General features: G+C 69.5%; 26 protein-coding genes and 2 tRNA genes. 13 read left to right on the forward strand and 15 right to left on the reverse strand.

Going from position 1 to position 26874, the window contains the following annotated elements:
- Nucleotide 1 precedes the first annotated feature (1 nt).
- The gene (locus tag BRESU_RS03380; RefSeq protein ID WP_013268094.1) at nucleotides 2–1093 is read right to left on the reverse strand and encodes a sensor histidine kinase; all 1092 of its coding nucleotides are present in this window, start codon (nucleotides 1091–1093) and stop codon (nucleotides 2–4) included.
- Nucleotides 1094–1259: 166 nt separating this feature from the next.
- On the opposite strand from BRESU_RS03380, the gene BRESU_RS03385 reads away from it, so the two are divergent.
- The gene (locus BRESU_RS03385) at nucleotides 1260–1871 is read left to right on the forward strand and encodes a hypothetical protein (protein ID WP_013268095.1); all 612 of its coding nucleotides are present in this window, start codon (nucleotides 1260–1262) and stop codon (nucleotides 1869–1871) included.
- A 72-nt stretch (nucleotides 1872–1943) separates the two neighbouring features.
- Complete coding sequence (locus tag BRESU_RS03390; protein WP_013268096.1) at nucleotides 1944–2621, forward strand: DUF2490 domain-containing protein; 678 nt, start codon at nucleotides 1944–1946, stop codon at nucleotides 2619–2621.
- 24 nt (nucleotides 2622–2645) lie between these two features.
- Here BRESU_RS03390 and BRESU_RS03395 read toward each other — a convergent pair whose 3' ends face one another.
- Nucleotides 2646–3617 carry a sodium-dependent bicarbonate transport family permease gene (locus BRESU_RS03395; protein ID WP_013268097.1) on the reverse strand — a complete coding sequence of 324 codons (972 nt, stop codon included), beginning with the start codon at nucleotides 3615–3617 and terminating at the stop codon, nucleotides 2646–2648.
- Nucleotides 3618–3731: 114 nt separating this feature from the next.
- Here BRESU_RS03395 and BRESU_RS03400 point away from each other — a divergent pair, with 114 nt between their 5' ends.
- The 3 genes from BRESU_RS03400 to BRESU_RS03410 all read left to right on the forward strand — a co-directional run bounded on the left by BRESU_RS03400 (nucleotide 3732) and on the right by BRESU_RS03410 (nucleotide 6045).
- The gene (locus BRESU_RS03400; RefSeq protein WP_013268098.1) at nucleotides 3732–4586 is read left to right on the forward strand and encodes a LysR substrate-binding domain-containing protein; all 855 of its coding nucleotides are present in this window, start codon (nucleotides 3732–3734) and stop codon (nucleotides 4584–4586) included.
- Between the two features lie 206 nt (nucleotides 4587–4792).
- On the forward strand, nucleotides 4793–4984 hold the full coding sequence (locus BRESU_RS03405; RefSeq protein ID WP_013268099.1) for a DUF465 domain-containing protein: 192 nt from the start codon (nucleotides 4793–4795) through the stop codon (nucleotides 4982–4984).
- Nucleotides 4985–5055: 71 nt separating this feature from the next.
- Nucleotides 5056–6045, forward strand: a complete 990-nt coding sequence (locus BRESU_RS03410) for a TerC family protein (RefSeq protein WP_013268100.1) — start codon at nucleotides 5056–5058, stop codon at nucleotides 6043–6045.
- Nucleotides 6046–6063: 18 nt separating this feature from the next.
- On the opposite strand, the gene BRESU_RS03415 is transcribed toward BRESU_RS03410, so the two are convergent.
- Both BRESU_RS03415 and BRESU_RS03420 read right to left on the reverse strand, forming a co-directional pair.
- Nucleotides 6064–7443, reverse strand: coding sequence for a DUF6880 family protein (locus tag BRESU_RS03415; RefSeq protein ID WP_013268101.1), 1380 nt, complete (start codon nucleotides 7441–7443; stop codon nucleotides 6064–6066).
- A gap of 89 nt (nucleotides 7444–7532) precedes the next feature.
- Nucleotides 7533–7606 (reverse strand) — tRNA-Gly (locus BRESU_RS03420).
- Between the two features lie 103 nt (nucleotides 7607–7709).
- Between BRESU_RS03420 and BRESU_RS03425 the strand changes: the two genes are divergently transcribed.
- The 3 genes from BRESU_RS03425 (at nucleotide 7710) to BRESU_RS03435 (ending at nucleotide 13067) form a co-directional block, all read left to right on the forward strand.
- Entirely contained in the window at nucleotides 7710–8540 is an 831-nt protein-coding gene (locus BRESU_RS03425; RefSeq protein WP_013268102.1) for a type II secretion system minor pseudopilin, read from the forward strand.
- A gap of 271 nt (nucleotides 8541–8811) precedes the next feature.
- Nucleotides 8812–10311, forward strand: a complete 1500-nt coding sequence (locus BRESU_RS03430; RefSeq protein ID WP_013268103.1) for a hypothetical protein — start codon at nucleotides 8812–8814, stop codon at nucleotides 10309–10311.
- Nucleotides 10312–10391: 80 nt separating this feature from the next.
- Complete coding sequence (locus tag BRESU_RS03435; protein ID WP_013268104.1) at nucleotides 10392–13067, forward strand: TonB-dependent receptor domain-containing protein; 2676 nt, start codon at nucleotides 10392–10394, stop codon at nucleotides 13065–13067.
- A 58-nt stretch (nucleotides 13068–13125) separates the two neighbouring features.
- Here the strand turns inward: BRESU_RS03435 and BRESU_RS03440 are convergent, their stop codons facing one another.
- Nucleotides 13126–14793, reverse strand: a complete 1668-nt coding sequence (locus tag BRESU_RS03440; RefSeq protein ID WP_013268105.1) for an amidohydrolase — start codon at nucleotides 14791–14793, stop codon at nucleotides 13126–13128.
- Nucleotides 14794–14898: 105 nt separating this feature from the next.
- Here BRESU_RS03440 and BRESU_RS03445 point away from each other — a divergent pair, with 105 nt between their 5' ends.
- On the forward strand, nucleotides 14899–15330 hold the full coding sequence (locus BRESU_RS03445) for a DUF488 domain-containing protein (protein ID WP_013268106.1): 432 nt from the start codon (nucleotides 14899–14901) through the stop codon (nucleotides 15328–15330).
- A gap of 186 nt (nucleotides 15331–15516) precedes the next feature.
- Here BRESU_RS03445 and BRESU_RS03450 read toward each other — a convergent pair whose 3' ends face one another.
- From BRESU_RS03450 to BRESU_RS03465, 4 genes are all read right to left on the reverse strand, one after another.
- On the reverse strand, nucleotides 15517–17487 hold the full coding sequence (locus BRESU_RS03450) for a M1 family metallopeptidase (RefSeq protein ID WP_013268107.1): 1971 nt from the start codon (nucleotides 17485–17487) through the stop codon (nucleotides 15517–15519).
- Nucleotides 17488–17540: 53 nt separating this feature from the next.
- Complete coding sequence (locus BRESU_RS03455; RefSeq protein ID WP_013268108.1) at nucleotides 17541–18791, reverse strand: multidrug effflux MFS transporter; 1251 nt, start codon at nucleotides 18789–18791, stop codon at nucleotides 17541–17543.
- Nucleotides 18792–18874: 83 nt separating this feature from the next.
- Nucleotides 18875–19186 (reverse strand): energy transducer TonB, encoded by a 312-nt coding sequence (locus BRESU_RS03460; protein WP_013268109.1) that lies wholly within the window; start codon nucleotides 19184–19186, stop codon nucleotides 18875–18877.
- A 79-nt stretch (nucleotides 19187–19265) separates the two neighbouring features.
- Nucleotides 19266–19350, reverse strand: a tRNA-Leu gene (locus tag BRESU_RS03465).
- A gap of 230 nt (nucleotides 19351–19580) precedes the next feature.
- Here BRESU_RS03465 and BRESU_RS03470 point away from each other — a divergent pair.
- Both BRESU_RS03470 and BRESU_RS17275 read left to right on the forward strand, forming a co-directional pair.
- Entirely contained in the window at nucleotides 19581–19928 is a 348-nt protein-coding gene (locus BRESU_RS03470; protein ID WP_013268110.1) for a hypothetical protein, read from the forward strand.
- Nucleotides 19929–20091: 163 nt separating this feature from the next.
- Complete coding sequence (locus BRESU_RS17275; RefSeq protein ID WP_013268112.1) at nucleotides 20092–20238, forward strand: hypothetical protein; 147 nt, start codon at nucleotides 20092–20094, stop codon at nucleotides 20236–20238.
- 30 nt (nucleotides 20239–20268) lie between these two features.
- Here the strand turns inward: BRESU_RS17275 and BRESU_RS03475 are convergent, their stop codons facing one another.
- The gene (locus BRESU_RS03475; RefSeq protein ID WP_013268113.1) at nucleotides 20269–21183 is read right to left on the reverse strand and encodes a hypothetical protein; all 915 of its coding nucleotides are present in this window, start codon (nucleotides 21181–21183) and stop codon (nucleotides 20269–20271) included.
- 229 nt (nucleotides 21184–21412) lie between these two features.
- Between BRESU_RS03475 and BRESU_RS03480 the strand changes: the two genes are divergently transcribed.
- A complete protein-coding gene (locus tag BRESU_RS03480; RefSeq protein WP_218915396.1) occupies nucleotides 21413–22351 on the forward strand; it encodes an ATP-grasp domain-containing protein in 939 nt (312 codons plus the stop codon).
- Nucleotides 22348–23394 (forward strand): LLM class flavin-dependent oxidoreductase, encoded by a 1047-nt coding sequence (locus tag BRESU_RS03485; protein WP_013268115.1) that lies wholly within the window; start codon nucleotides 22348–22350, stop codon nucleotides 23392–23394. The genes BRESU_RS03480 and BRESU_RS03485 overlap by 4 nt, the downstream gene beginning before the upstream one ends.
- On the opposite strand, the gene BRESU_RS16760 is transcribed toward BRESU_RS03485, so the two are convergent.
- From BRESU_RS16760 to BRESU_RS03510, 5 genes are all read right to left on the reverse strand, one after another.
- Nucleotides 23378–24193: a hypothetical protein gene (locus BRESU_RS16760; RefSeq protein ID WP_169308007.1), complete on the reverse strand. Its 816-nt coding sequence runs from the start codon at nucleotides 24191–24193 to the stop codon at nucleotides 23378–23380. The two genes, BRESU_RS03485 and BRESU_RS16760, sit on opposite strands and share 17 nt — an antisense overlap.
- A 135-nt stretch (nucleotides 24194–24328) precedes the next feature.
- On the reverse strand, nucleotides 24329–25117 hold the full coding sequence (locus BRESU_RS03495; RefSeq protein WP_050762459.1) for an energy transducer TonB: 789 nt from the start codon (nucleotides 25115–25117) through the stop codon (nucleotides 24329–24331).
- A gap of 34 nt (nucleotides 25118–25151) precedes the next feature.
- A complete protein-coding gene (locus tag BRESU_RS03500; RefSeq protein WP_013268118.1) occupies nucleotides 25152–25694 on the reverse strand; it encodes a CcdC protein domain-containing protein in 543 nt (180 codons plus the stop codon).
- A 72-nt stretch (nucleotides 25695–25766) separates the two neighbouring features.
- Nucleotides 25767–26351: a demethoxyubiquinone hydroxylase family protein gene (locus tag BRESU_RS03505; protein ID WP_013268119.1), complete on the reverse strand. Its 585-nt coding sequence runs from the start codon at nucleotides 26349–26351 to the stop codon at nucleotides 25767–25769.
- The gene (locus BRESU_RS03510) at nucleotides 26329–26859 is read right to left on the reverse strand and encodes a disulfide bond formation protein B (RefSeq protein ID WP_013268120.1); all 531 of its coding nucleotides are present in this window, start codon (nucleotides 26857–26859) and stop codon (nucleotides 26329–26331) included. The genes BRESU_RS03505 and BRESU_RS03510 overlap by 23 nt, the downstream gene beginning before the upstream one ends.
- Nucleotides 26860–26874: the final 15 nt, after the last annotated feature.

A 26874-nucleotide genomic window follows, 5' to 3' on the forward strand; every position in this document is an offset into this window, starting at 1 on the left:
CTCATCTTCGGGCCGAGGGCACGGTGGCGCGAATGCGGAAACCCGTGGCGGTCGCAGCGGCCTCCAGCGTGCCCGCCACGGCGGCGAGCCTCTCGCGCATGATCTCGAGGCCGAAGCGGGGCGTGCCGGCCTGGGTCACGCCGGTCGCGACCGGTCCGCCGCGATCCTCCACGCTCAGGATCACGTCGCCCCGCTCGGTATCGGTCCCGATGTCCAGGCGCACGCTCGCGCCCGGGGCGTGTTTGGCGACGTTGTTCAACGCCTCCTGACCGATGCGGAACAGGAGGGTTTCCTGCCAGTCCGGGAGACGGCCCGGCAACCGGGCATAGACGGTGACCGCATGGCCCGCCGCCTCAAGCCGGCGCGCCTCGTCCTTCAAAGCGGCGACCACCCCGAGGTCGTCCAGACTGGTCGGACGAAGCCCCGAGATCACGCCGCGCAGGTCCGCCACCGACTGGCGCGCCACGCCGATCAGGGCGTCCATCTCGGCTGTCGTCCCGTCCGGCGCCTGACCCTCCAGATCCAGGCGCAGCAGCTCGAGCCGACGATGAAGGGCGGCGACCTGCTGGGCCACGCCATCGTGCAGATCGGCGGAGATGGCGGCTCGCTCGCTCTCCTGGGCGGTGACGACCCGGGACAGGACCTGCTCCAGTTCGCGTTCGCGTCGCTCCAGCCGGCCGCGCAGTTCCGTCTCGCGGCGCTGCTGCAGATCGACCGTCAGCCGGGCTTCGATCATCTCGACCAGCAGGCGCAGCGTCTCCGCATCGTCCTGGGTGGAGATCGCGCCCGGGTTCAGCGGCGCGGTGAAGACGAGGCGGACCCCCGGACGCCCTTGCCCGGCCAGGGCCTCCAGCGGGATCACGAACGCATCTTCCGGGTTCGCCTCCGCCGTCCGCTGGACGGCACCGCGAGCATAGCCGGCGAACAGGGCGGCCCTGCTGGTCGCGCGATCGACCGCCTGTTCCACCTCCCTGCCGTCCGCCGCCGCAAGGTCACGGCTCACGCCGATGAGGAGCTTCAGTCGCGCGGCGCGCGCCTCGGAATCTCGGAACAGGGATCGCAGATCCGTGGTGAAGGCGGCGTCGGGGGGCACGCGGTCGATCTCCGGCTTGGGCTGACTTCCTAACCGACCTTGGCCGTGGCGTCATATGCCGAACGGCATAGGCCGGTCGGCGCGCCAGGGCGCCGATGCGCAAGCGTCACCGCCCCGACATCTTGAACGGGTCGCCGCACCGCGGCCCAGATGAAAGGACGCCCCCATGCGCAAGACCCTCGCCCTCGCCGGCCTCGCCGCCCTCCTCGCCGTTCCCGCCTACGCCGCGGGTCCAGCAGCGACCCCGAACGCCAGCGATTCCTACGCCGTCGCCAACCTGGCTCCGGTCGCTCCGGCCGCCGCCCCCATCACCGTGGCCGAGGTCGAGGCCGCCCAGCGCGCCTGGGGCGAGGCCCTCGTGTCCATCGCGACCGAATACAAGACGAACGGCCAGGCCGCCGCTACCCGCCTGGCCGGTGAGGTGCTGGACGCCGCCTACGGCTACAATCTGGGCCCGGTGGCGTTCAAGCCGACCCTCGCTTCGGGCGACACCACCTTCCGCACCACCCGCGAGGGGGCCTTGGCCTATTTCGTGGGCGGCAACGCGCGCTTCGCCGAAGACACCGGCTTCGCGCTCAAGGGCTGGCGCGCCTATGAAATCGACAACGCAGCCATCGTCCTCAACGGCAACACGGCCATCTCGACCGGCAACGTCATGCTGACCAACGACAAGGGCGAGGTGACCACGGTCAACAAGACCTGGGGCTGGGTGCGCGATGCCAACGGGTCGCTGCGCATCGTTCTGCACCACTCGTCGCTGCCGTACGACGCTGACTGAAGCGTCGCCTGAAGACGGCCGGCCTCCGTGGCCGGCCGTCGACTTCCCGATCTGTCCTGTTGCGATGTTCTCATGAAGCCCTTCACGACCCTGGCCGTGGCGATGGTCGCCACGGTGTCGGCGGCCCCCGCCGCCGCGCAGACCGACACCCAGGCGTGGGCCGCCGCCTTCGCCAGCGGGCCGGTCCGCGACGGCGGGCGGGTCCTCGTCTGGTGGGATGCGCACGCGCGGTTCCGGGAGGAGGGCGATCGGCTCGACACCACCATCCTGCGCCCCGGCGTGGGCTGGAGGGTGTCGCCGCGCCTGGATCTGTGGGCGGGCTATGCCCACGTCACCCTGCGCCGCCCCGGACCGGACGGGGAGGAGCACCGCGCCTGGCAACAGGCGACCTATCCCATCGCCGGGATCGCCGGCGGCCGCCTGACCGGACGCACCCGGATCGAGCAACGCTTCCGCGAAGGGGGCGACGACACGGGCTGGCGGGTTCGTCAGTTCGTGCGCTGGAGCCGCCCCGTCGCGTGGCCGGCCGTGAGCGTGGTCCTGTCGAACGAGACCTTCGTCGGCCTGAATGAGACCGACTGGGGACAGGGCGACGGCTATGACCAGAACCGCGCGTTCGCGGGCGTGGGCTGGCAGGTGACCCCGACGTTCCGGCTGGAAGGCGGCTACATGCACCAGCGCATCAACGGCGGTTCGGCCCCGGACCGGAAGAACGACAACCTGGTCCTGTCGGGGTTCACCACCTTCTAGGCCCCGCGCGAACCGCCGCCGTCGTCACCAGAGCCACTGCACGGCCGCCGTGTACAGCGCGATCCCCGCCGTGAGGTTGAAGGGGAAGGTGATGGCGAGCGAGGCCGTGACGTAGACGCCCGCGTCCGCCTGTGGCGCGGCCAGCCGCATGGCAGCGGGCACGGCGATGTAGGACGCCGATCCCGCCAGGATGGTCAGCAGGGCGGCGTCGCCCGCTCCAAGGCCCGCGAGGCGCGACAGCCCCAGGGCGATGATTGCCGAAAGGAGCGGAAATCCCAGGGCGAAGGCGACGACGCCGGGGCTGAGTTTGCGGCCGCCGTCCATGAGCCTGCGGGCGGCGATCAGGCCGATATCCAGCAGGAAGAAGCACAGCGCCCCCTGGAAAAGCGGACCCACGAACACGTCCAGCCGTGCCAGGCCCGCCGTCCCGGAGATCAGGCCGACGCCGAAACTGCCCAGCAGCATCACCGTCGCCGCCCCGACGAAGACCTCTCTCAGGACCGCGCGGCCCTGCACCGGCCCGGTCCGGCCCGCCCCGTTCAGCAGCAGCAGGGCCGTGAGGATGGCGGGGGTCTCCATCAGGGCCAGGACCGCAGCCATGTAGCCCCCGGGCGCGAGCCCGACCGAGGCCAGGTGATCCTGTCCCGCCGCGAAGGTCACGACCGAGACCGAGCCGTAGGTCGCGGCCAGGGCGCAGGCGGTCGCCCGGTCCAGCCCGGGCAGCCGGCGCAGGACAGCCAGCGCCAGAAGCGGCAGCAGGGCGCTGAGTCCGATTCCCAGCCCGGCCGCCGTCAAAAAGCCCCCGTCCAGCCCGGCCGCGCGAGCCTCGACCCCGCCCTTGAAGCCGATGCAGAGCATCAGATACAGCGACACCGCCTTGCCGACCGGCTCCGGGATGGCGAGGTCGGATCTCGCGAAAGCGGCCAGGGCCCCCACGAAGAAGAACAGGATCGCGGGCGTGGTCAGAAGCGCCAGACTGGCGGCGAGATCGGGCATGACGGGTCCGGGGGGGGAGGAACGAGCAGCGCCTTTGGCCTCGACGCCGGATCGCAGCCAGTTTATTCGACTGATGCTGCTCATAAGCAAACCTGATGACATACGGGGCAACCGATGAATCTGGATATCGACCTCCTGCGGACCTTCGTGGCCGTGGTCGAGACAGGAAGCTTCACGCGGTCCGCGGCCCTGATGGGACGCACGCAGCCCGCCATCAGCCTGCAGATCCGGCGGCTGGAGGAGCAGATGGGCGCGCCGCTTCTGGATCGCAGCGGCAGGAGCGTCACCCTGACCACGGAGGGGGCGTCGCTGCTGCCCCAGGCCCGCAAGCTGCTGCGGCTGAACGACGAGATCGTCTCGACGATGGGCGAAGGCGATCTGGAGGGCGAGGTCCGCTTCGGCGCGCCCGAGGATATCGCGACGATGCACCTTCCGGGCATCCTGGGAGCCTTCGCGCGCGCTCACCCGCGCATCAAACTGGCGGTGACGTGCGACTATACCAGCAACCTGCTCGACCAGATGTCGCGGGGCATGCTGGATCTGGCGCTCATCAAGCGCGAGCCGATGGGGCCCGACCTGGGTGTCCGCGTCTGGCGCGAGCCGCTGGTCTGGGTGGCGCTGGATGCGTCGATCCTGGAGCTCTCGCCGCTGCCCCTGATCGTCGCGCCCGCGCCGGACATCTATCGCAAGCGGGCGCTCGGGACGCTGGATGCGGCGGGTCTGTCGTACCGGGCGTCGTTCACCTCGCCCAGTCTGTCGGGCCAGATGGCGGCGCTGCGAGCCGGTCTCGGCGTCGGCGTCCTGCCCGCCGCCATGGCCCCCCGGGACCTGTCGGTGCTGCATGCGGGGCTGCCGCCCCTCAGCGACAGCGAGATCGCCCTTGTCTCCAGCCGGAGCGGTGGCGGGCCCGCCGAGCTTCTGGCCCAGGAAGTGTTGCGCGCGCTCGAACGCGGTCCGACCGGCGGCTGATTGGATATGCATCGCTTATGAGCGAGATAAATCTTATAAACTGGCGGGATCGCTGCGGTCGCGGCAGTCTGATCCAGCGGCCCGGGCCCCTCTGACGATCATGGTGATCGTGATGTCGGACCGCATCGAGCGCGCTCGGTGCAGGGTCCGATCTCCCCCACCCCCGGACGTCCATCGGGCGCGCTCCTCTCGAAGAGGAGCAAACCATGATCACACGGTATCTCATCCATCGCCTGCACGGCCGCCACGCGCTGCTCGAGGACGCGCTCGGCGAGGAGATGCGTCGGCCCAAACCCGACTATCGACGCATCGCCGACATCAAGAAGCGAAAGCTGCTGGTGCGCGACCGGCTGCGCGCCCTTGAGCTGAAGCTGGCGACCCAGGGCCTCGCGGCCTGACCTTCCGCATCGTCTGATCCTTCACGCCGCGGCCGGTCGACGGCCGCGGCGCCTTTTTGCGAGACCTCATCATGCCGCTCGACTGGCTGACCGCCGACTTTCTGACCAAACCCGTGTGGATGTGGGCGATGTTCCTCGGCATCGTCGCCGTCCTCCTCGCGCTCGACCTGGGCGTTCTTCACCGCAAGCATCGCGAGATCGGGGTGCGCGAAAGCCTGGTCCTGTCGGCGGGCTATCTGACGCTGGGCCTGGGGTTCGGCGGCTGGGTCTGGTTCAGCCTCGGCCAGCAGTCGGGGCTGGAGTATCTGACCGGCTTCGTAGTCGAGAAGTCGCTGGCGATGGACAACGTCTTCGTCATCGCCATGATCTTCGCCTACTTCTCGATCCCGGCCGTCTATCAGCATCGGGTGCTGTTCTGGGGCATCCTGGGCGTCATCGTCCTGAGGGCCGTCATGATCGCCGGCGGGGCCGCCCTGGTCAGCGAGTTCGGCTGGGTCCTGTATGTCTTCGCGGCCTTTCTGATCCTGACCGGGCTCAAGATGCTGGTCATGGCCGACAAGACGCACGGCCTCGAAGACAACGCCCTGCTCAAACTGCTGAAGACGCGGCTGCGGGTCACCGACCAGCTCCACGGCGAGCGCTTCTTCGTCAGGGCCCCGGACCCCGGGACCGGCAAGCCGGTCGCCTACGCCACCCCGCTGTTCCTGGCGCTGGTGCTGATCGAGGTGGCCGACGTGATCTTCGCGGTGGATTCGGTGCCGGCGATCTTCGCCATCACCACCGACCCCTATCTGGTCTACACCTCCAACATCTTCGCCATCCTGGGTCTGCGCGCGCTGTATTTCGCCCTGGCGGCGGTGCTGCACCGCTTCGCCTATCTGAAACAGGCGCTGGCCGTCCTTCTGGTCTTCATCGGTTCCAAGATCTTCCTCGCCGACCTGTTCGGCCTCGAGAAGTTCCCGCCCGCCGTGTCGCTGGGCGTGACCTTCGCGATCCTCGCCGCGGGCATCGTCTGGTCGCTGTGGCGGACGCGCGGCCGAACGGACGGGACGCCGGCGTGACGGGGGCGGCCGCGCGCGTCAGCGCCAGCCGCGGCCGGATGCGGTCGGCGACAGGCGTTCGAGACCGTCGATGAAGGCCGCGTGGCTTTCCAGGGTGGCGACCGCTCCCGGCAGCTCGGCCAGCCGCGCGGCCTCGGCCGACAGGGCGCGGACGACCTCGGATCGACCCAGCCCCGCCCGCGCCAGCCCGGTCGCCCGGCGTCGCACCAGCGCCAGGGCGGCGGCCGGGAACCGGCCTTCGAACCGGCCGGCCCACAGGGCGGTGTCCTCTTCCGAAAGGGTCAGCGCCTCGCTGCGGGCGAGGACCATCGCGGCCCCGTCCCTCAGAGCGCCCCGGTTCATCAGGAACGCCAGGCCGGCCGCCGGGTCGGGCCAGAGGGCGGCGATCGCATGCGCCCGATCGAGGGCTTCCACATCGTCGAAATCGGCCAGGCGCGACACGAAGGCGTCCAGGTGCGCGCCCGACAGGGTGCGTTCGAACGCGGCCCACCGCGCGGTCTGCGCCCTGGCGGTCTCGCCCTCGGCCTCGAGCACGGCGATCTCGGCGCTGTCCCAGGCGGGAGACGGTTCGGGCGTGGGCGCAGGCGCGTTGCGACGCGTCCAGCGCGCCGGCTCGGGGGCGCGCGGGCGGGCGGCCTCGAGCGCGGCCCGGGCCTCGGCGGCATGGCCGCGTTCCGCGAACCGCCGGGCGATCTCCGCGCCGATGTCGGGCTTGACCGCATCCTCCTTCGGGATGGCGGCGGCCCAGGCCATGACGTCGCCGCAGCGGTCGGCCAGCTTGCGCACGACGAGGGCCAGTCGCCCGGTCGGCGCCGCCCGGCCCTCGCGGGTGCTGTCGAGCAGGGCCTGGGCGATCTCGGTGCGGAAGTCCGGCGCGGCACGGCCGATCCAGTTGCTCCACTCGGACTGACGGGTCTGCAGGGCCTCGACCAGTGGGGCGACGCCGGCGGGCCCCGTGGCGTTGGCGGCTTCTGCGAGATCGGCGGCCGCCTCGAAATAGAGCAGCGCCAGCTCGCCCTTGGGGTCCTTCACCCGCCCGGCCAGGCCCGGATAGAGATCGAACCAGGCCATCAGCCGGTCCAGCGCCAGCACGGGCTCGACCGGCAGGAGGCGCTCGACGATCATCCTGCGGTGGACGGTGAGGTCGCGCAGCAGCTCGGGGCGCTTTCGCCAGGACACCCGGGTGCGGCTGTTGGCCAGGGCGGCGAAGCGGCGATCGATCTCCGCCGCGAGGTCCGCGCTCCCCACCTCGGCCGCGAGCTCCAGCTTGAGCCGTCTTTTCAGACCCCCGTCGCCCGCCGACGCCTCGACCAGCAGACGGGCCAGCGTGTCGGCCCCCAGTCCGGCGAGATTGGACGCATTGAGCGCCTTGCGCGAAGCAGCGGATCGAGGGGCCATGCGAAGAGCGTAGAGCGCCACGCCTGCAGATCAACAACCCGCTTCCGGTCCGGGTGGGCGGATGTCGCCGACGTCGGATCAGTGGGAGCTGGAGCGGGCGGCGGGAATCGAACCCGCACGAAAAGCTTGGGAAGCTTTCAGGCTACCACTACATCACGCCCGCGGAAGCGCCGACAACCTAGCGGATTGCGGCAGGCGCTCAAGGCCAAAGACGGCTTGCCGCCGCCAGCGGTCGGGTCTAGTCGGCCCGGTCAGGAGACGATCCCATGGCGCGCCGCCCCGACCGCGAAGGCATGATCCTGCTCAATGTGCTGCTGGTCGTCGCCATGGCCAGCGTCACCGTCCTCATCATGGTCGCCGGTCAGGACATCGAGATCCAGCGCAGCGCCCGGCTGCGCGACGTGGCCCAGGCCGGGGCCTATGCGCGGGCCGGCGAATTGTCCGCCGTCACCAGCCTGAGGCGCGACGGCATCGTCGCGGCGGGGACCGACAATCTCGCCGAGCCCTGGGCGGCCCTGGGCCAGACGCCGGTCGCGGTCCCCGGAGGCCGTTTCGCCCTGACCATCGAGGACGAACAGGCCCGGTTCAACCTGAACGGAATGGTCAATGCGGATCCGGCGGCCATCAGCCTGTTCCAGCGGATCGGCGAGGCCGCCGGCGTCGCGCCCGAGACCCTGATCCGGATCGCGACCGTGGTCCGCGTCGCCGGCCCCCTGTCGGACAGCCGCCTGCTGGTCGCGGCAGGGGTCACGCGGGACGAGATCGCCCTGCTGGAGCCCTTCACCACCCTCCTGCCGCCCGCGGCGCTGCTGAACGTCAACACCGTCGACGAAACCCTGCTGGCCCTGGTGCTGCGCGATCCTGCGGCGGCCCGCACCCTGATCCGGCAGCGTGACCGCGTCGGCTATCTGACGCCGGCCGAACTGGCGGGGGTCGGGGCCTCGTCGACGGGGCTCGGCTTCACCTCGGACCATTTCCGGACCGTCACGGCCGTCACCGTCGGCGACGTCGATCAGGTCGTGACCAGTCGCCTGTCGCGGACGCGCGGGGCAGGGCGGGTGGACGTCACCGTGGTGGGGCGACGGTCGGGCGTTTGAGTACGCCCTGAGACCGTCAGAGCACACCTGGCGGCCCTGTGTCGGATCAACAGTGTGAATCGCGACCTCATCTGAGCCGTTTGAGACGTCGCGAAGACGGTCGTGTGACCGATCTGTATTCGTTCGATCCGTGTCGGGACGAACTGTAATATTCCATCGATTTTCTGTCACCGACGCATCGCAATCGCGCCTTAAAGCCGCCGTCGGGGTTGCTGGGACGATGTCGTTCGGACGCGTGGCGACCCGCACATTCAACGCGAGGGACTGCCCGATGCTTCGTCTGACCAAGGTACTGATGGCCGGTGCGGCCGTGATGGCGCTGGCCGCCTGCGGCTCCGCCGAAGTCGCGTCCCCCGGAGAGGGCGATTTCGGCGGCGGCACGACCCCGACCACCCCCACGACCCCCACGACCCCGACCCCCGGCACCCCGGCCGCCGACTGCCCGACCGGCCTGTCCAACATCGGTCTCGTCGCCGGCGGCACGCTCCGCGCCTGCCAGCTGCCCGCGGTCATCACCGGTAACCTCAGCCTGTCGGTGCGCGCCGGCACCATCTACGCCATCGCCGGTGCCACCCAGGTCGGCGTCGACCGCGGCATCGACGGCACCGGCGGTGCCCAGGGCATCCTGACGATCGACCCCGGCGTCCGCGTCTTCGCCTCGGGCGGCGGCGACGCCCTGGTGGTCAACCGCGGCTCGCAGATCTTCGCCGAGGGCACCTCGACCAACCCGATCATCTTCACCAGCCGCCAGAACGTGGAAGGCCAGACCAACGCCACGTCGCAAGGGCAGTGGGGCGGCATCATCCTGGCCGGCCGCGCGCCCCAGGCGAACTGCCAGCTGACCGCGCCCGTCGCCTGCACCGGCACGGTCGAGGGCGGTCTGTCGGTCTTCTACGGCGGCAACACCCCGACCGACAGCTCGGGCCGGCTGCGCTACATCCAGATCCGCTACTCCGGCTTCCAGGTCTCCGCGGGCAACGAGCTGCAGGGTCTGACCCTGGCCGGTGCCGGGTCCGGCACGACCCTCAGCCACATCCAGGTCTACAACAGCTCGGATGACGGCATCGAGATCTTCGGCGGCAACGCCAACCTGTCCTACCTGGTCATCAACGGGGCCGACGACGACGGCCTGGACACCGACACGGGCTGGCGCGGGGGTGCCCAGTTCGGCATCGTCACCCAGCGCCCGACGACGGAAACGGGCGGCGGCCGCGGCTTCGAGTGGTCGTCCGCGCCGACCACGACGCCCTATGCCACCCGCTATCTGTCGCAGCCGAAGGTGTCGAACTTCACCATCGTCGGCCGCAACGCCGCGGTGGCTGCGGACTCGCTCATCCGCCTCGACTCCGGCACGGACGCGACCATTCTGAACTCGGTGTTCACCAACCCCACGACCTCGGTCGCGGCCTGCCTCGACATCAACAGCGCCGACACGATCACCAGCACGCCGACCTTCACCTCGGTCTTCTTCGCCTGCTCGGCACCCTACGCGACCGCCGCCGTGGCCGGCACCAGCGCCGCCTTCACCAGCGGCACGAACAACACGGCCGCCGGAACCTCGACCCTGACGGCACCCGCCTCCGGCACGACGATCACCAACCAGTCGCTGGCCTTCATCAACGGCGCCAACGAAACCGCCGTGACGCCGGTCAACGCCAACTCGGTCTACTCGTTCTTCGTGGCCACCCCCTATATCGGTGCCGTGCGCAACACGTCCGACACCTGGTACCTGGGCTGGACCTGCGGCATCACCGCCGGCCTGACCTGCTGACGACGGAGGCGCGGCAGCCTCTTCGGGGGCTGCCGCCGGCTTTCGCCATTTCCGTTGAACCCTACCAAGGCGCGCAGATCATGAAGACGCTTTCCATGACCCTCACCGGGGTCCTGCTGGCCACCAGCGCGATGATCGCGCCGGGGCTGGCCTATGCTCAAACCGCTCCCGTCCAGCAGACCCCGGCCGAACTGGCCGCGCCGGAGGCCGAACAGCCTGCCGCCGATCCGGAGTCGTCGCTGGACGAGATCGTCGTCCTCGGCCGCTATATCCCCGAGCCGAACCGTGCGAGCTCCGAGGTTGCGGCCTTCGTCACCGCCGAGGACCTGCAGCGGACCGGAGACTCCAGCGCCGCCGCCGCCCTGACGCGCGTGACCGGCCTGTCGGTGGTCGAGGGTCGGTTCATCTATGTTCGCGGTCTGGGAGAGCGCTACTCCTCGGCCCTGCTGAACGGGTCGCCCCTGCCCAGCCCCGAGCCGCTGCAGCGCGTCGTGCCCCTGGACCTGTTCCCCGCCAATGTGCTGGACAGCGTCACTGTCCAGAAAACCTATTCGGCCAATTTCCCCGGCGAATTCGGCGGCGGCGTCATCGATCTCCAGACCATCGATGCGCCAAATGAGCCCTTCTTCTCGATGCAGGTCGGGGTGGGCGGAAACACGGAAACGACCGGTAAGAAGGCCCTGACCTACTACGGTTCGCGCACCGATTTCCTGGGCTTCGATGACGGGACGCGGGATCTCCCGGGCGAGATCGACCTGGCGTTCCGCTCGGGCAACCGGATCGGCAGCGCGGCCTATACGGATCGCCAGCTCCAGCAGCTCGGCCGGTCGCTGATCAATGCGCCCCTGCGGCTTCTGCAGCGGGAGGAAAACCCGGTCGACGTCGGCCTCGAGGTGTCCGGAGGTTTCTCCAACGAAACCCCCCTGGGGACCCTGGGTGTCATCGCCGTCGCCGGCTACGACAACAGCTGGCAGGTTCGCGAGGGGTTCCAGGAGAACGGCGGCTTCGACGGGGGCGCCCTGGTGCCGCTCGACAGCTTCACCTTCGCCTCCAACCAGAACGACGTTCAGCTGAATCTGCTGGGCGGCCTTTCGCTCTCGGGCATGAATCACGAACTCAAGTGGACGAACTTCTTCGTTCGCAACACCACCAAGGAGGCCCGCTCGCGCATCGGATCCGTGTTCGGTGCCGGCGGCTCCATCCAGCGTGACGACTTCACCGAGTGGTTCGTTCGCCAGCTGTATTCCACCCAGCTGGCCGGCGAGCATGACTTCCTGGACGGCGCCCTCGAATTCGACTGGCGCGCGGCCTATGCGACGACCTCGCGCGATGCGCCGTACGAGACCCAGTTCGGCTACGCCTTCAACGCGGCCGGCAACCTGTCGCATCGCACCGGCAGCGGCGGAAACCTGATCGCGTTCAGCGAGCTGGACGACGACGTCTATTCGGCCGGGGCCGATGTCCGCTACACGCTCCCCCTGTCCGATCTCCGCGAGGCGGTCTTCAGCGGCGGCGTGGCCTTCCTCGACAACAGCCGCAACTCCGAGCGCCGCGAACTGCAGTTCACGAACGGCACCGCCCTCACCCAGGACCAGCTGGAGTCGCGCGTCGACTATTTCACCTCCGACTTCAACATCGGCCCGAACGGGCTGATCCTGACGGAGATCACCGGCCAGAACGGCGCGGCCGCCTATGACGGCGAGTTGCAGGTCAACGCCGCCTACGTCTCGGTCGAGGCCGAGATCCTTCCGCTCATCACCACCACGGTCGGCGTCCGTTACGAGCAGGCCGAGCAATCGGTCTCGACGCGGAACCTGTCGGGCGACCTGACGCCCGTCCTCGCCACCCGTCTCGAGGAAGAGTATTTCCTGCCCGCCTTCACGGCGACCTGGAACTTCGCCGAGGACATGCAGCTGCGGGTCGGCGCGTCCCAGACCATCGGTCGCCCGCAGTTCCGCGAGCTCGCCGCCCAGCCCTATACGGATCCCGAGAGCGACCGGACCTTCAACGGCAACCCGTTCCTGGTGGATACGGAGATCCTGAACCTGGATGCGCGCTACGAGTGGTATTTCGCCCGCCAGCAGTTCGTGACCTTCGGCGTGTTCTACAAGGACCTCGACAAGCCGGTGGAGTCGACCATCGTCAACACCAACGACACGACCCGCCAGCAGTCCTTCATCAACGCGCCCCAGGCCGTGATCTACGGGGCCGAGATCGAGGCCAAGAAATACTTCGAATGGCCTGACAGCGGCTCATCGTTCATCGCCAACAAGCGCTGGCTGGTGCAGTCCAACTACACCTACTCCGACTCGGAAGTGCGTGTGGACGCCGGTGATACGGTCGTCAGCCCGGGCAATACGACGGCGCAGCCGGCCAATTTCTTCATCGCCGACGGCAGCCGCCTCCAGGGTCAGTCCAAGCACGTCGCCAACCTCCAGCTGGGTTGGGAAGACGACACGGCCCGGTCGCAGGCCACGATCATCGTCAACTATGTGTCCGAGCGGATCACGGCCCGTGGTGCCGGCGCCGCCGGCAATCGCGAGCCTGACTATCTCCAGGATCCCGGCGTGTTCCTCGACTTCGTCTACCGCAAGGACTTCACGGTGGCGGACCGCGATCTGGGCTTCGCCCTGGAGCTGCGCAACCTACTGGGGACCGAGTTCGACGAGTATCAGGAGCTCGACGGCAACAAGATCCGCATCAACACCTATGACCTGGGCTCCAGCGCCTCGGTCAGCCTGACGGCCCGCTTCTAGGCTGTCATCCGTCTACGGATCGGGCCGCCCCTCAGCCGAGGGGTGGCCCTTTCTCGTTTCAGTCGGCCTGATAGACGACCCGGCCGTCGACCACGGTCAGGACGGCATGCCCCTTCGGAATGTCGGCTTCCGGCACGGTCATCAGGTCGATGTCGAAGGCGGTGAAGTCCGCGCGCTTGCCGACCTCGATCGTCCCGAGTTCGTTCTCGCGGAACGAGGCATAGGCGGGCCACAGGGTGAACATCTTCAGCGCCGTGGCGCGGTCCACCGCCTCGTCCGGCCGCCAGTCCGGACGCTGGACCCCCTCCAGATCGCGCCGCGCGACGGCGGCATAGAATTCGATCAGGGGATCGCCGCGCTCGACCGGGGCGTCCGACCCGCCGACCACGATGACGCCGAGGTCCACCAGGCTGTGCCAGGCATAGGCCCCGTCCAGCCGGGCGTCGCCCAGCCTCGCCGGGGCGAAATGGAAGTCGCCGATGGCATGGCTGGGCTGCATCGAGGCGATGATCGGCAGGTCCTTGAACCAGTGATAGTCGCTGGGCCGCAGGATCTGGGCGTGCTCGATCCGCAGCCGCACGTCGGCCCCGTCCGGTCGCTCTGCCGCAGGCACCGCGTTCAGCGCCGCCGCGTACCACTCGGCCACCGAGGCGTTGCCGCGGTCGCCGATGGCGTGGGTGGCGATCTGGATGCCGGAGCGCAGGGCCTGTTCGTACAGGGGCACGATCTGGTCGGACGTGATCTGCATGAGGCCGGTGGTCTCCGGCGCGTCGGAATAGGGGGCGAACAGCGCGGCCCCGCGCGATCCCAGCGCCCCGTCGGCATAGTATTTGACCGCGCGGGTGATGATCCGGCCGTCCGCCGTCTGGCGCGGGCCCGAGGCGAACAGGGCCTGCGCCCCGTCGGGCGTGACGCTGTTGTAGATCCGCAAGGGGGCCTCGCCCGCCTCGGCCATGGCTTCCAGCAGGGGAATGTCCCGCCAGGGCGCGCTCATGAAATGCACCCCGGTCCAGCCGTAGGCGGCCTCGACGCGGAACCCGGCGCGGTAGGCCTCCCGCGTCTGCTCCGGATCGGCCTGGGGCATCAGCGGGGCCAGCAGCTGCTCGGCGGCGTCGACGAACAGGCCGGTCGGCCGGCCGTCCGGACCTTTCAGGATCTCGCCCCCGAACGGTGCCTCGGTTTGGGCCGTGATGCCCAGCCGCTCCAGCGAGGGGGTGGAGGCCACCGAGGCGTGACCGTCCGCGCGCTGCAGCAGGACGATCCGGCCCGGGGCGGCGGCGTCGAGATCGGCGGCGGTCAGGAAGCGCGCGCCGTTGGCGCTCTCGGGCCAGCGGGTCTCGATCCAGCCGCGCCCGACGATGACGCCCTCGGGGTGGGTCTCCGCCCAGGCCGTCAGCCGGGCCATGGCGTCCACGACCGAGGTGGAGCCCTCGAGGTTCAGGGTCAGCTCGCGCCAGCCGATGCCGTCCAGATGGGCATGACCGTCGGTGAAGCCGGGGAACAGGGTCGCGCCCTTCAGGTCGATGACCGGCAGGCCCTCGGCCGGGGGCGCGTCGGCCGCCGATCCGGCATAGGCGATGCGGCCGCCCCGCGCGATGACGACCTCGGCCGTGGGCGCGGCCTCGACCCCGGTGTGGATCGTGCCGCCCCGGATGACCAGATCCTGGGCGTTGGCCGGCAGGGCGAGGGCGGCGAAGGCGGCCGTGGTCAGGAAGACGCGAAGCATGGGAACACCGGGGCTGGCGGAGATCGGACCCCGTGTTCGACCGCGCCCGGCCCGGCGCGTCAAGGCTCCGCTGGTCGCGGGCCAATCGCTCCCCATATGGCGGCGATGAAACTGTTCACGATCGGATATGAAGCGGCGACGCAAGGCGATGTCATCGGGCGGCTGAAGGCGGCGGGTGTCGAGACCCTGGTCGACGTGCGCGCCGTGGCGGCGTCACGCCGGGCGGGCTTCTCCAAGACCCTGCTGGGCCAGAGCCTGAACGCCGAGGGGATCGAATACCGGCACCTGCGGGCGCTCGGCACGCCCAAGGCCGGACGGGAAGCTGCGAAGAAGGGATACATCCGCGAGATGCGGGCGATCTTCGCCGATCATCTGGCCGAGCCCGCGTCGCAGCTCCAGCTGGCCGAGCTGAGGGCGCTGGCCGCCGACAGGCGCGTGGCCCTGCTGTGCTTCGAGGCCGACCACGCCGGCTGCCACCGCGCCGTCCTGGCCGAGCAGCTGGCGGCCGAGGACGGGTTCGAGGTGGTGAACCTGTAGCCGTCTCCTCCCTGTTCGCCGCTTGGCGAATGGGGAGGTGGCGCGGCCCTTCTTCAGGGCCGTGACGGAGGGGGCGAGGGGACGTGTCAGATGAGGGGCGACGGGCAAGACAGTGTCGCCCCCTCCGTCAGCTCGCGAAGGGCTCGCTGCCACCTCCCCATCGCTGCGCGACAGGGAGGAGACGAACTACGCCGCGGGAACGCCCACTACGTCGTCCACCGATCCGGTGGTGACGGGGTGATAGCCCGGCCGGGCCTCGGCATAGATGCGGGTGGCGATGGGGCGGCCCCAGTCGCCTTCGGCCCACAGGGCGGTGAACAGCGGCAGGACGAATTTGCGGCGTCCCTGCGAGGTCAGGAACCGCTCCAGCGTCGGCACGGCGGGCTGGTAGCGATGCGCGACCGCGATCTGCAGCCAGCTGAACAGGACCTCGGCATTGCCCTCGGCGCGCAGGTTCAGGGTCGTCTCCAGATCGGCCAGCTGGGCCGGCGTCAGCCAGTCGCGGCCGGCCGCCGGACCCTCGGGGCGCCAGTTCAGGAAATGCTGCCGCTCCTGCGTCGACCAGCGCGCCCAGGGGATGGCCGAGGCGGGACCCTTGTCGGCGAAGAAGGCCTGGGCCGCCCCGTCGACGGCCGTGAGCGCGGCCGACACCGGCGCGACCGCATTCGACGGCAGGCCGGGCTGATAGACCCAGGCGTCCAGCTGCAGCTGCTGTTCCAGCGCCGCATCGCCCTTGACCAGATTGGCGCGGATGTCGGCCAGGAAGCCGACCGCCGTCATCGGCTGGAAGGCGTGGCGTTCGAAATAGCCCTTCAGCCAGGCGTCGAAGGTCTCGCGCCCGACGATCCGCTCGATGGTGCGCAGGAAGGCGGCTCCCTTCTCGTAGGGAATGTCGTTCAGGCCCGCGTCCGGATCGCGTCCGGTCAGGTCGGTGTGCAGGCGCGTGTCGGCGGCGGGCATCTCGGCCAGGGCGGACTGCAGGTCGGCCCAGCCCAGGACCTGAAGCATCAGGGCGCGGTCGCGGCCATAAACCGCCTCCATGATGCGGTTCTCGAAATAGGTGGTGGTGCCCTCGTTCAGCCAGATGTCGGCCCAGGTCGCGTTGGTCACCAGATTGCCGGACCAGGAGTGCGCCAGCTCGTGCGCCACGAGGCTGACCAGCGACTTGTCACCCGCGACCACCGTGGGCGTGGCGAAGGTCAGGCGCGGGTTCTCCATCCCGCCGAACGGGAAGGACGGCGGCAGGATCAGCAGGTCGTAGCGACCCCAGCGATAGGGGCCGTACAGGGCCTCGGCTGCATCGACGAACTGGCCCATCTCGGCGAACTCGGCCTTGGCGGCGTCCAGTCGGCCGGGCTCGGTCCACACGCCGACGCGGTCGCCCTCGCTGGCGAAGGCCAGATCGCCGACCGCCAGCGCGATCAGATAGGGCGGGACCGGATTGGTCATGCGGAAGCGATAGGTGTGCGAGCCCTCCGGCGCGCCGTCGCCGGCCTTCTCGCCTTCGGGGGTCAGCATCTCGGCCGACATGACGGCCTTCAGGGCCTCGGGCACGGTGATGCGGGCGGAGTAGGTCTGGCGGATGCCGGGGCTGTCCTGGGTCGGGACCCAGGTGCGGGTCAGGATGGCCTGGCCCTGGCTGAACAGGAACGGCTGCTGGCCGCCCGCCGTCTGGGCGGGGGTCAGCCACTGCAGGGCCGCGGCGTCGGGCCGGGTGGCATAGCCGATGACGATCTTCTGGACCTTGCCCTCCTCGAGGGCGGGCAGGGTGACGGTCAGGGCCTGGCCCAGAATGGGGTCCTCGGCCCCGATCGTGAATTGCAGCGGATTGCCCCGGTCGTCGGCGACCGAGCGAATTTCCAGGTTGCGGGTGTCCAGGATGACCTGGGTCGCCCCGGCCTGGCCGGTGACGTCCAGGGTCGCGGTCCCGGCGAGGGTCTTCGTCTCGAAGTCGGTGGTCAGGTCCAGGGCCACGTGCCGGACCCGCGCGATCTGGGGCTGGGCATAGGAATGGATGTCCCGCTCGTAGGTCACGGGGGCGGTCGCGGTGGCGGGCAGGGGCGGCATGTCGGACTTCGGATCGTTTCCGGCGCAGGCGGACAGGGCGGTGGCGACGGCGATCATGGAAACCATGCCGATCAGGCGGGCGCGGGACATCAGGCGAACTCCGGGACGTGGGGTGGCGAAGGAGCCCCCAAAGCCCGCAAAGATCAAGAGGCCGCCGGCACCGGCAGAGGATTGCGCCCGACGAACAGCCGGCCCCGCTCGGCATAGAGCACGCACAGCAGGGCGGCGACGCCGCACGCGGTGATACCCACTGTCATGGGCACGACGCTGCCGTCGAACTGCTGTCCGATCAGGAAGCCGGTCAGGGAGCCGATGATGGTCGAGATGAACCCCTGGGCCGAGGAGGCCGTGCCCGCGATGTGACCCATAGGCTCCATCGCCATCGACCCGAAATTCCCCGCCAGCAGGCCGAAGCAGAACATGGTGCAGGCCTGCAGGATGCCGAAGGTCCAGATGGTCTCGTGCCCGCTCAGCGTCACGGCCATGTGCAGGGCCCCGAAGCCGATGAAGCCCAGCAGCGCCGTGTGGCCGATCAGGCGCGACCCCAGCCGTTCGACCAGCTTCGCGTTGACGACCGACGCCACGGCGATGCCGCCGGCGATGCAGGCGAAGACGGTCGTGAACAGGCCGGGCGCGTGGAAGACGTCGAAGAAGATCTGCTGGGACGAGTTGATGAAGCCGAACAGGGCCCCGGTGATCGCCGTCATGGCCAGGGTGTAGCCGATGGAGATGCGGTTGGTCAGCGCCTCCCGGAACGCCCCGGCGATGCGACGCGCCTCGATCGGCTGACGATCGGCGGGAGCCAGGGTTTCGGGCAGTCGCAGGCCCGTCCAGATCATCAGCGCGACCCCGGCGAAGGCCAGGACGCCGAAGATCGCTTCCCACGGCGCGACCAGCAGGATCGCCTGACCCACGGACGGGGCGATGATCGGCACGCCGAGGAACACCAGGAAGCTGAGGCTCATGACGCGCGCCATGGTCCGGCCGGAATAGCGGTCGCGCACGATCGACACGGCCAGAACCCGCGTCGCGGCCGACCCCATGCCCTGACCGATGCGGGCCAGAATCAGGGTCTCGAAGGTGGGGGCCAGCATGGCGACGAGGCTGAACACCACATAGACGCCGACCCCGATCATGATGACCGGCTTGCGGCCGTATCGATCCGCGAGCGGTCCGTAGACGATCTGCAGCGCGCCGAAGCCCAGAAGATAGGCGGTGATCACCCATTGCCGGCTGTTGGCGTTTGCGACGCCGAGGGCATCGCCGATCTGCGGCAGGGCGGGCAGCATGGCATCGATCGCGAGCGCGTTCAGCGCCATCATCAGGGCGATCATGCAGACGAATTCGGGGAAACCCGGCCCCTTGGCGGGCTGTGCGGCGTCAGGCTGGGTCATCGGAACCAGATGCGGTCACCGGGGCGGTGTCGCAACCCTCTGGCCGCTCACTTTTCGCAACTGCGAGATGAAGCGGTGGTGGATCAGGGCGTGAACTGGATGGTCCGGGCGAACTGAACGTCGCGCGGGCCGGGTTCGACCTCGCTGCCGTTCATCAGGGCGATGGCGGCGGCCCCGAACCCCATGCCCGGATGCGTCTCGCCCAGCACCGAGCAACCGTCGACCTTGCCGTCGGTATGGGCGGTGCACTCCAGCGTCACGGCCACACCCGCCAGGACCGGCGCGGGATCGGCCATCATGACGACGGGCTGGACGCGGGGCGCGGCGAGGCTGTCGGCGGTCCTGGTGACACCGGGGTTGGCGGACAGGGCGAGGGCGATGACGAGAGCGATCATGGGACGAACCTTTTCACTGGCTCATCAATGTTTCGGAAAGGACTGCGTTCCACGACCCGCGTCGCCGCCCGCAAATCGGTGGTGCCCCCGGTCGGACTCGAACCGACACTCCTCTCGGAACCGGATTTTGAGTCCGGCGCGTCTACCAATTCCACCACAGGGGCCTGCGCAGGCGCAGAGAGCGCGTGGTCTACAAGCGCCCGGTCCCGGTTTCAACCGTGGCTTCGTTCCGGCCGGGGCCGCGCTGCGCGCGGGACCCGGATCTGACGGTCAGGGGGGGGGCTTCCCGGCCGCCGCCCGGCCTCACCCAAATCCCCATTTCGGGGCCTCACGATCTTTTTGGGCCGACCTGCCACCGGTATCATTCTCCCCGTGAGCGGTGGGGGCATCGAACGTGAACAACGTGATCAGCTATGCGGCCTTCAAGGCCGAGACGCGGCGTATCGATCCGGCCGTGGCCGACATCGTCGATGCCCTGCGGAGTCTGGGGGGCGCAGCCCACCGGGAGGATGTCGCCCACTGGATCGCCCGTCGGCGCGCCGGGCGCGACGTGCGGGCGACAGCGGCCGAGCGCGACGCGGTCTTCAATGCCTTCCAGACCTACATGTCGGCCGCGACGCGACGGCGTCCCGCGCCACTCCTTCACACGCCCTTCGGCCCCGGCACCTACCGCTGGGCCCTGACCGAGGCCTGCAAGGTCCGGCTTGCCGATCGTGCCCCCATCGCCGGCGTGGGGCGCTGAGCGTGGGCCCCGGGAATCGTTCGGGCGGGCAAAGCCCCAGGACCGTCGGCAGGGTCAGGGAGGGCATCGTGATGGAGATGGACCCCGACTCCCGAAAAGCGCCCCCCGGGGGGCCGATCTTCCGGGCGTTCATGCGATGGTTCGCCACCCAGGATCTGCGCCTGTGAGCGGCCGCCCCCACCACGAGGTGTCGGCTCGCGGCGGGCTGGCCTTCTTTCTGCACCGCCATCGCCGGGCGATGACGATCTGGACCGCAACCCTGATCGCGGCGTCGGCCACGGCCATGCTGTCTGTCCTGATCTTCGGCTGACCCCGGACGATCGACGGATCTGACCAGCCTTCAGGTAGCCCTGTCGCGTTCGACGACGATGCCGGCCAGGCCGAGTTTGGTCACCAGGTGTTCGCAGCGGGCACCGGTCTGGTCCCTCAACGCCGCCCAGTCCTTCGTCACCGCGGGGTTCTCCAGGGCGAGGTCGCAGCGATGTCCCTCGCGCGTGACGAGGCCCAGAGCCTGAAGTTTCAGCGCGTGGCGTCGCAGGGTCTCATGCGGCAGCCCCGTGACGCGGGCCACGCTGGCGATCGTCACGGCTTCCATCCCGGGCGTGGGCGACAATCCATCGGCGACGCGTGAATGGGTCGCCGGGAGCCGAAGGCTGCCGCCGACGGCATGGCCGAGCGACAGCAGGACATAGAGACCGGGAAGTCCGATGGACGGGTTCAGGCTTCGGGCGTGCTCGATCCAGCGCAGGATGTGGGCCGTGCAGAGTCTGACGGCGAGACCGCCCAGAACGGGATTGAGCGGCGCGAGCTCCCGGGTCTCCATTTCATAGACGCGCGCATTCGAAAGGCCGGCGACGAACTGGGCGACCGCCGCGCCGAAGGCTCCCATCGCCTGTCCCAGCGGGGGCGACGATACGGTCGCCGCGCTCAGGATCAGACCGTCGCCCTGCTTCTGCAGCGTGCCCTTCCGGACCAGAGCGGCGAGTTTGCTCCGCGCCGTCTCGTCCGCCATTCCGAGGGACTGGGCCACGCTCATGGCGTTCACCGGACGTCGCAGATCGTCGGAAAGCGCGCCGGATTCCGTGACGTCGGATGTGGTCGCGCCGGCCGGTTCGACGTTCGAGCTCAGCACCCCCGCCACGAGGAGAGCCGAAAGGAGATCATCGTCGATCCAGGTGCGCGAGGTTCGGATGAAGCTCAGCGCCAGCCGCTCGTTGAGCCAGGCCGCACGGGCCGCATCGGTGCGCTTTGGCATGACTTGCCGTCCAGGTGTTTGGGCGCAGCAAGAGAGGACGGCGTCGGCCCCCCGCTGCCGATCTGGCGATAACGGCCAGGCCTGGAAAGCTCAAGCTTGCGATGACGGCCTCGTCGCGGATCGTCCGGCCCGCGTGCGCCCGGCTCCCCCGCGTCCCGTTGTCCCCGGCGCGCCACGATTCCGGCCCGAGGGCTTGCGTTCCAGCGTGGTGTAACGCATGTGCGCCTGCATGACCGAACCCCTGCCCGACCTGGCGATCGTCTATGAGCATCCCGACTGGTTCGAGCCGCTGTTCGCGGCCCTGGACCGGCACGGCGTCAGCTATGTGAAGGTGCCGCTGGCGGGCAGCACCTTCGATCCGGCCGCCACCCCCGCGCCCGCGACCGTGGTGTTCAGCCGGGTGGCCATGTCGTCCTTCCTGCGCGACCCCGAACACCCGATCTTCTACGCCCAGAGCCTGTTCGAGCACTGGCAGGGGCAGGGGACCCGGGTGGTCAACGCCTCGGCCCTGAACATCGACACCTCCAAGGCGCGGCAGATGTCGCTGATCGCGCGGCTGGGTCTGAAGGGGCCGGCGACCCGGGTCGCCCACCGCCAGGCGGACATTCCCGCAGCAGCCGAGGGCCTGCGCTATCCGGTGCTGGTCAAGGCCGACATCGGCGGGGCCGGGGCCGGCATCACCCGCTACGAGACGCCCGAGGCCCTCGCCGAGGCCGCCGGCGAGACGTGGTGCCCGGTCGGCGTCAACGGCATCTCCCTGGTCCAGGAATATGCCCCGCGCCGGGACGGCAAGATCACCCGGGTCGAGACGCTGAACGGCAAATACCTCTACGCCATCGACATCGAGAGCCCGGGCGACGCCTTCGACCTGTGCCCCGCCGACGCCTGTCTGGTGCGGCCGGGCGCGCCGACCCTGACCATGACCAGGACCACCCCGCCGCCCGAGCTGATCGAAGCGGTCGAGAAACTGGCCGTGGCGGGCGGGCTCGAGGTGGGCGGGGTCGAATATCTGATCGACGACCGGGACGGCAGCGCGCTGTTCTATGACATCAACGGGCTGTCGAACTTCGTGGCCAGGCCGGTCGAGGTGCTGGGCTTCGACCCGCACGACGATCTGGTCGACTGGCTCAAGGGCATCGTGGCGGAAGAAAAGGCGAAGCGCGCATGAGGTACGGATACTGGGCCCCCGTCTTCGGCGGCTGGCTGCGCAACGTCGCCGACGAGCGCGAGGCCTCGTGGGACAACGCCTCCCGGCTGGTGAAGCGGTCGGAGGCCCTGGGCTATGACCTGACCCTAATCGCCGAGCTGAACCTGAACGACATCAAGGGGATCGAGGCCCCGGCCCTCGACGCCTGGTCGACGGCGGCGGCCCTGGCGGCGGTGACCGAGACGATCGAGCTGATGGTGGCGGTCCGCCCGAACTTTCACCAGCCCGCCCTGTTCGCCAAGAAGGCGGCCAACATCGACCGGATCTCGAACGGACGGCTGGCGCTGAACGTCGTCTCGTCCTGGTGGGCCAAGGAGGCCGAAAGCTACGGCCTGCAGTTCGACCAGCACGACGACCGCTATGCGCGGACGACCGAATGGCTGCAGGTGCTGGACCGGCTGTGGACCGAGAAACGCGTCGATTTCGAGGGCCGCTACTACACCCTGAAGGACGCCATCGTGGAGCCCAAGCCGACCTCCACGCCCGAGCGCCCGCGCCCGGTCATCTACGCCGGCGGCGAGTCCGAGGCCGCCAAGACCCTGATCGCGAGACACTGCGACGCCTATGTCATGCATGGCGACGAGCCGGAGCATATCGCCGCCAAGGTCGCCGACATGAAGGCCCGGCGCGAGGCCTTCGGCCTGCCGCCGATGCAATACGGCATGGCCGGCTATGCGATCGTGCGCGACACGCAAGCAGAGGCCGACCGGGAGCTGGAGCGGATCACGACCATCCCCGGACTGGCCGAGGGCTCACCCCCCGCCGGCTTCGCCAATTTCGACCAATGGCTGTCGGGGACCGAGCTGGAGCGCGAGCTGAAGATCCGCGAATACAGCGTCTCCAACCGCGGCCTGCGTCCCGGCTTCGTCGGCACGCCCGAAACCGTCCGTGAACGGATCGAGGAGTTCGAAGCCGCCGGTCTGGACCTGGTCCTGCTGCAGATGTCGCCCCAGGAGGAAGAGATGGAGCGGTTCTCGGCCCAGGTGATCAGCCGGCCGGCCTGATCCGGGATCCCGTCTCGGGCCGCAGGGTGGAACCGACGTCCGGCACGACGAATCGCAGGGTGAAGGACACCAGACGCCGCGGCACGGGCTGGTCAGGCTGATCGGGCACCTGCACCTTGGCGAGGCGCATCGCGCGAAGCGCGGCCGCGCCGAATCCGCCGTCGAGCGGATACTGGGCCTCGGTCTCGCAGCTATCGAGGCTTCCGTCGCGCTGGGACAGGCAGGTGATGGTTGCGAACCCCCAGGCGTAGGTCCGGAAGCCTTCCGGATAGATCGCCAGAGGAGGGCGGGCCCAGGCGATGCCGGTCGGCAGGCCGCCCTCGGGAACCTCCTCGATCTGCAGGTCTCTTGGATCGACGAGCGGCTTGCCGCAGGCCGTCAGAACCTGATCGACCGCCGACGAGGACGCCGGGAGATTCAGGATGTAGCGAAGGTTGCGTCCGTTCTGCGCGCCGCCCGGCACGACCATGTTGACCACACCGCCATTGCGCAGTGTGCGCGCGAAACGGGCCGGCGAGCCGCTGATGGCCGTCGTGGCTTCGTCTCCGACATACCAGGTTCGTTCCTGGAGCGGCTGGTCACCGAGCGACACGCGCAGCGGTCGCGATCGCCCCTCGCCGGCGGGCAGCCCCATGATGAGGGTCTCGATACTGTCGCTCTCGCCCTTGCACCGCACGACGATATCGATGCCGCTGTCGAACCGCACATAGGCGGCGGTTATCCCTGCGCGATCGGCCAACGTCCAGTCGTCCGCCGGCGGCACCGTATCGGGCGTCTGGGCCTGCGCGAGCCCCCCCAAAGCACTCGCCAGGGCAAGCGCCGCAAGACCAAGAACCGGTCGCGATGTTGAACTCATGGATGGCTCTCCCCCGATGCCCTGGATGCAATCTGCTATAGAAAAATGTTCGCGCGCAACCGCTTTCGCGTCCGCCGCCTATTGCATCGTGAAAATCGTCCGGAAGCCGATGATGCGGGGCCGATAGGCGCCTTCCACCTCGGCGGGACTGGTCAGTCGGGCGCGATCGACACCTCGCAGGGCGGCCCGGCCAAACCGGCCATCGACCGGAAACTCCGATTCCACCGCGCACTGATCCAGCGATCCGTCGGGTTGCAGCACGCAGGTCACCACCGCGACGCCCTCGAGATACTGGGTGAGGGGATAGCGGGGGCGCGGGGGCCGCGCCCAGGTGACGCCCTCGGGCAGCCCGCCCTCGCCGATTTCGGGCAGGAGGGCGTCGCGTGGATCGACCAGCGGCCGCCCGCAGGCCGTCAGCGTCTCGTCGATCGCGGCACTGGATCCCGGCAACTGCAGTTCGTGACGAATGTTGCGCCCGTCCTCCGACCCGCGCGGAATGACGATCGTCACCGGTCCGCCGTCGCGCATGTCGCGGGCCAGTGAGGCCGGATAGTCCGCCAGGGCCACCGTCCGGTCGGTGGTGACGTTCCAGACCGAGTCCGCCAGCTCATCGTCGCCGACCTTCATCCGCAGGATGCGGGTCCGGTCGTTGCCCCCCGCCGCGGGCAGACCCGCGATGACGGCGCCGAAGACCCCGTCCACGCAGCGGAAGCCGATGCCCAGGCCCGTGGTCGTGGGGATATAGGCCAGGGTCGTCTTCTGCTCCGGCTGGCGGATGAGATCCCAGTCCTCCTGGGCGTCCTGGGCCAGGGCCGGCGCGGCGGTGCCCAGGATCAGCAGGGCGGCGAGGGTGCGGTGACGCATCATCTGAACTCACGGACGGTGGAAAACGGGGGCGGGATCAGACCGCCGGCGCGGCCTCGACGTGATCGTCGGGCTTGCCGGCCAGGATGCGGCGGGCGCGGATGACCATCTCGACGCGCTGGACGATCACCATGGCGGCGGCGAACAGCAGGAAGGCGTCCTGGACGGCCAGGGCGTTCAGGTGCCACGCCCCCGCGTGGGTCTCCAGCCACGGCCGGAGCAACGACCGGCTGGCGATCAGCGCCACGATCAGGATGATGCCGAGGGGCGAGGCCTGGGCCTGCAGGCCTCCCTCGGGCGTGCGCTCGATCGTGGTCATCCGGCCGCGCTGGTAGCCGGCGGCCGCGCCCAGGATCACGCCGCCCGCCAGGATCGCCCAGGCCCCCGGACCGAAGGCGGCGTGGCCCGCGCCGGGAGCCTGCGACATGCCCCACAGCCCGAACCCGATGCCGAGCGCGACGAGCACGGGGGCCACCCACATGTACTGGATCCGCAGGGGGCGGGGCTTCTGGTTGCGCAGGAGGATGATGACCAGGGCGATGCCGATCCCGATCAGAGGACCGTACTGTTGTGGTGTCATGGCCCGTCCCCCGGTTTCAGGGGCACGCTATCACGACCTCTGCGTGCGGCAAGCGCGTTCCGACCGCCTGGGTTACACCCGCTCGCTGACCTTGATCGCCACCTTGCAGCCCGCCTTGATGACGGCGCTCAACAGGCGATAGGCGGGGGCCTCGCGGCTGCCGTGTTCGATGGCGTGGTCGTGGTGATCCAGTTCCTCTTCGCGAAACTGCGTCAGCTCGGCGGCGAGTTCGGGCTCCCGCTCGGCCAGTTCGGCGATCTGGTCGGCATAGTGCTGCTCGATCACGCTCTCGACCGCCTCGGTACAGGCATGGGCCGCCTTCTCGCCCATCAGGGCCGTGACGGTGCCGAGACCCGAGGCGGCCAGCGACCACAGGGGCAGCAGGGCCGTGGGGGCGACGCGGTGTTCGGTCAGCAGGGCGTCGAAGCGCGCCTTGTGCACCGCCTCGCCGGCCTGCATCGCCTCCATGTCGGCCGTCACCGCTGCCTTGCCGGGCGCATTCCGGAACACGGCCGCCTGGGCCTGGTAGATCTTGACCGCGCCGTATTCGCCCGCGTGATCGACGCGCAGGATCTCGGCCAGCCGCGCACGGGTCTGTCCACGGCCCGGACGGGGCAGGGGCACGGGACGCGGACTAGTGTTTCGGGGCTCTGGCATCCTTGGGTCTCTTGGCGGCGAGCAGGCTGAACACCGCCAATGCGGCGGAGATCAGCGCGTTCCACCCTGCCATGGACACGCCCAGGAAGCTCCACGTCACCGCGTCGCACATGGCGATGCGCGGCGCGTCCCCGACGCCGAGCGCCAGCGACGTCAGGCTTTCCAGATCGGCCACGCCGCCGCCCGCGCAGGTCGCCGGCAGGCTCCACCATTTCAGCTCGCCTCCGGCATGGAAGCCCGCGGTGATCGCGCCGGTCGCGAAGATGGCGAACAGCAGGAAGGCGGCGATCCGCGGCGTCCCGCGCCGGGCCTGGCTGATGATGGCCCAGGCCGTGGCGATCAGGGCCACGGCGACCGCGCCCCAGTAGACTTCGCGCTGCTTGAGACACAGGTTGCAGGGGCTGAGGCCCGCGAACCGCTCGAACGCATGCGCGGCCGCCAGCATGGCCAGGGAAATGGCCAGGGCGAAGGCGGTCCACCAGCGGGTCAGGACACGATAGGCGCTCATGACGTCGTTCTTAAC

Source organism: Brevundimonas subvibrioides ATCC 15264, assembly GCF_000144605.1.
GTDB lineage: Bacteria > Pseudomonadota > Alphaproteobacteria > Caulobacterales > Caulobacteraceae > Brevundimonas > Brevundimonas subvibrioides.

Bases quoted from the DNA above. Each gene is read 5' to 3' on its own strand.
- BRESU_RS03495 (WP_050762459.1), bottom strand. From the start codon at position 25,117: ATGATGCGTCACCGCACCCTCGCCGCCCTGCTGATCCTGGGCACCGCC.
- BRESU_RS03460 (WP_013268109.1), bottom strand. From the start codon at position 19,186: ATGATCGCTCTCGTCATCGCCCTCGCCCTGTCCGCCAACCCCGGTGTC.
- BRESU_RS03395 (WP_013268097.1), bottom strand. From the start codon at position 3,617: ATGCCCGATCTCGCCGCCAGTCTGGCGCTTCTGACCACGCCCGCGATC.
- BRESU_RS03385 (WP_013268095.1), top strand. From the start codon at position 1,260: ATGCGCAAGACCCTCGCCCTCGCCGGCCTCGCCGCCCTCCTCGCCGTT.
- BRESU_RS03505 (WP_013268119.1), bottom strand. From the start codon at position 26,351: ATGCCAGAGCCCCGAAACACTAGTCCGCGTCCCGTGCCCCTGCCCCGT.
- BRESU_RS03400 (WP_013268098.1), top strand. From the start codon at position 3,732: ATGAATCTGGATATCGACCTCCTGCGGACCTTCGTGGCCGTGGTCGAG.
- BRESU_RS03435 (WP_013268104.1), top strand. From the start codon at position 10,392: ATGAAGACGCTTTCCATGACCCTCACCGGGGTCCTGCTGGCCACCAGC.
- BRESU_RS03480 (WP_218915396.1), top strand. From the start codon at position 21,413: ATGACCGAACCCCTGCCCGACCTGGCGATCGTCTATGAGCATCCCGAC.
- BRESU_RS03405 (WP_013268099.1), top strand. From the start codon at position 4,793: ATGATCACACGGTATCTCATCCATCGCCTGCACGGCCGCCACGCGCTG.
- BRESU_RS03475 (WP_013268113.1), bottom strand. From the start codon at position 21,183: ATGCCAAAGCGCACCGATGCGGCCCGTGCGGCCTGGCTCAACGAGCGG.
- BRESU_RS03430 (WP_013268103.1), top strand. From the start codon at position 8,812: ATGCTTCGTCTGACCAAGGTACTGATGGCCGGTGCGGCCGTGATGGCG.
- BRESU_RS03440 (WP_013268105.1), bottom strand. From the start codon at position 14,793: ATGCTTCGCGTCTTCCTGACCACGGCCGCCTTCGCCGCCCTCGCCCTG.
- BRESU_RS03410 (WP_013268100.1), top strand. From the start codon at position 5,056: ATGCCGCTCGACTGGCTGACCGCCGACTTTCTGACCAAACCCGTGTGG.
- BRESU_RS03415 (WP_013268101.1), bottom strand. From the start codon at position 7,443: ATGGCCCCTCGATCCGCTGCTTCGCGCAAGGCGCTCAATGCGTCCAAT.
- BRESU_RS03425 (WP_013268102.1), top strand. From the start codon at position 7,710: ATGGCGCGCCGCCCCGACCGCGAAGGCATGATCCTGCTCAATGTGCTG.
- BRESU_RS03485 (WP_013268115.1), top strand. From the start codon at position 22,348: ATGAGGTACGGATACTGGGCCCCCGTCTTCGGCGGCTGGCTGCGCAAC.
- BRESU_RS03500 (WP_013268118.1), bottom strand. From the start codon at position 25,694: ATGACACCACAACAGTACGGTCCTCTGATCGGGATCGGCATCGCCCTG.
- BRESU_RS03455 (WP_013268108.1), bottom strand. From the start codon at position 18,791: ATGACCCAGCCTGACGCCGCACAGCCCGCCAAGGGGCCGGGTTTCCCC.
- BRESU_RS03510 (WP_013268120.1), bottom strand. From the start codon at position 26,859: ATGAGCGCCTATCGTGTCCTGACCCGCTGGTGGACCGCCTTCGCCCTG.
- BRESU_RS03450 (WP_013268107.1), bottom strand. From the start codon at position 17,487: ATGTCCCGCGCCCGCCTGATCGGCATGGTTTCCATGATCGCCGTCGCC.
- BRESU_RS03390 (WP_013268096.1), top strand. From the start codon at position 1,944: ATGAAGCCCTTCACGACCCTGGCCGTGGCGATGGTCGCCACGGTGTCG.
- BRESU_RS03445 (WP_013268106.1), top strand. From the start codon at position 14,899: ATGAAACTGTTCACGATCGGATATGAAGCGGCGACGCAAGGCGATGTC.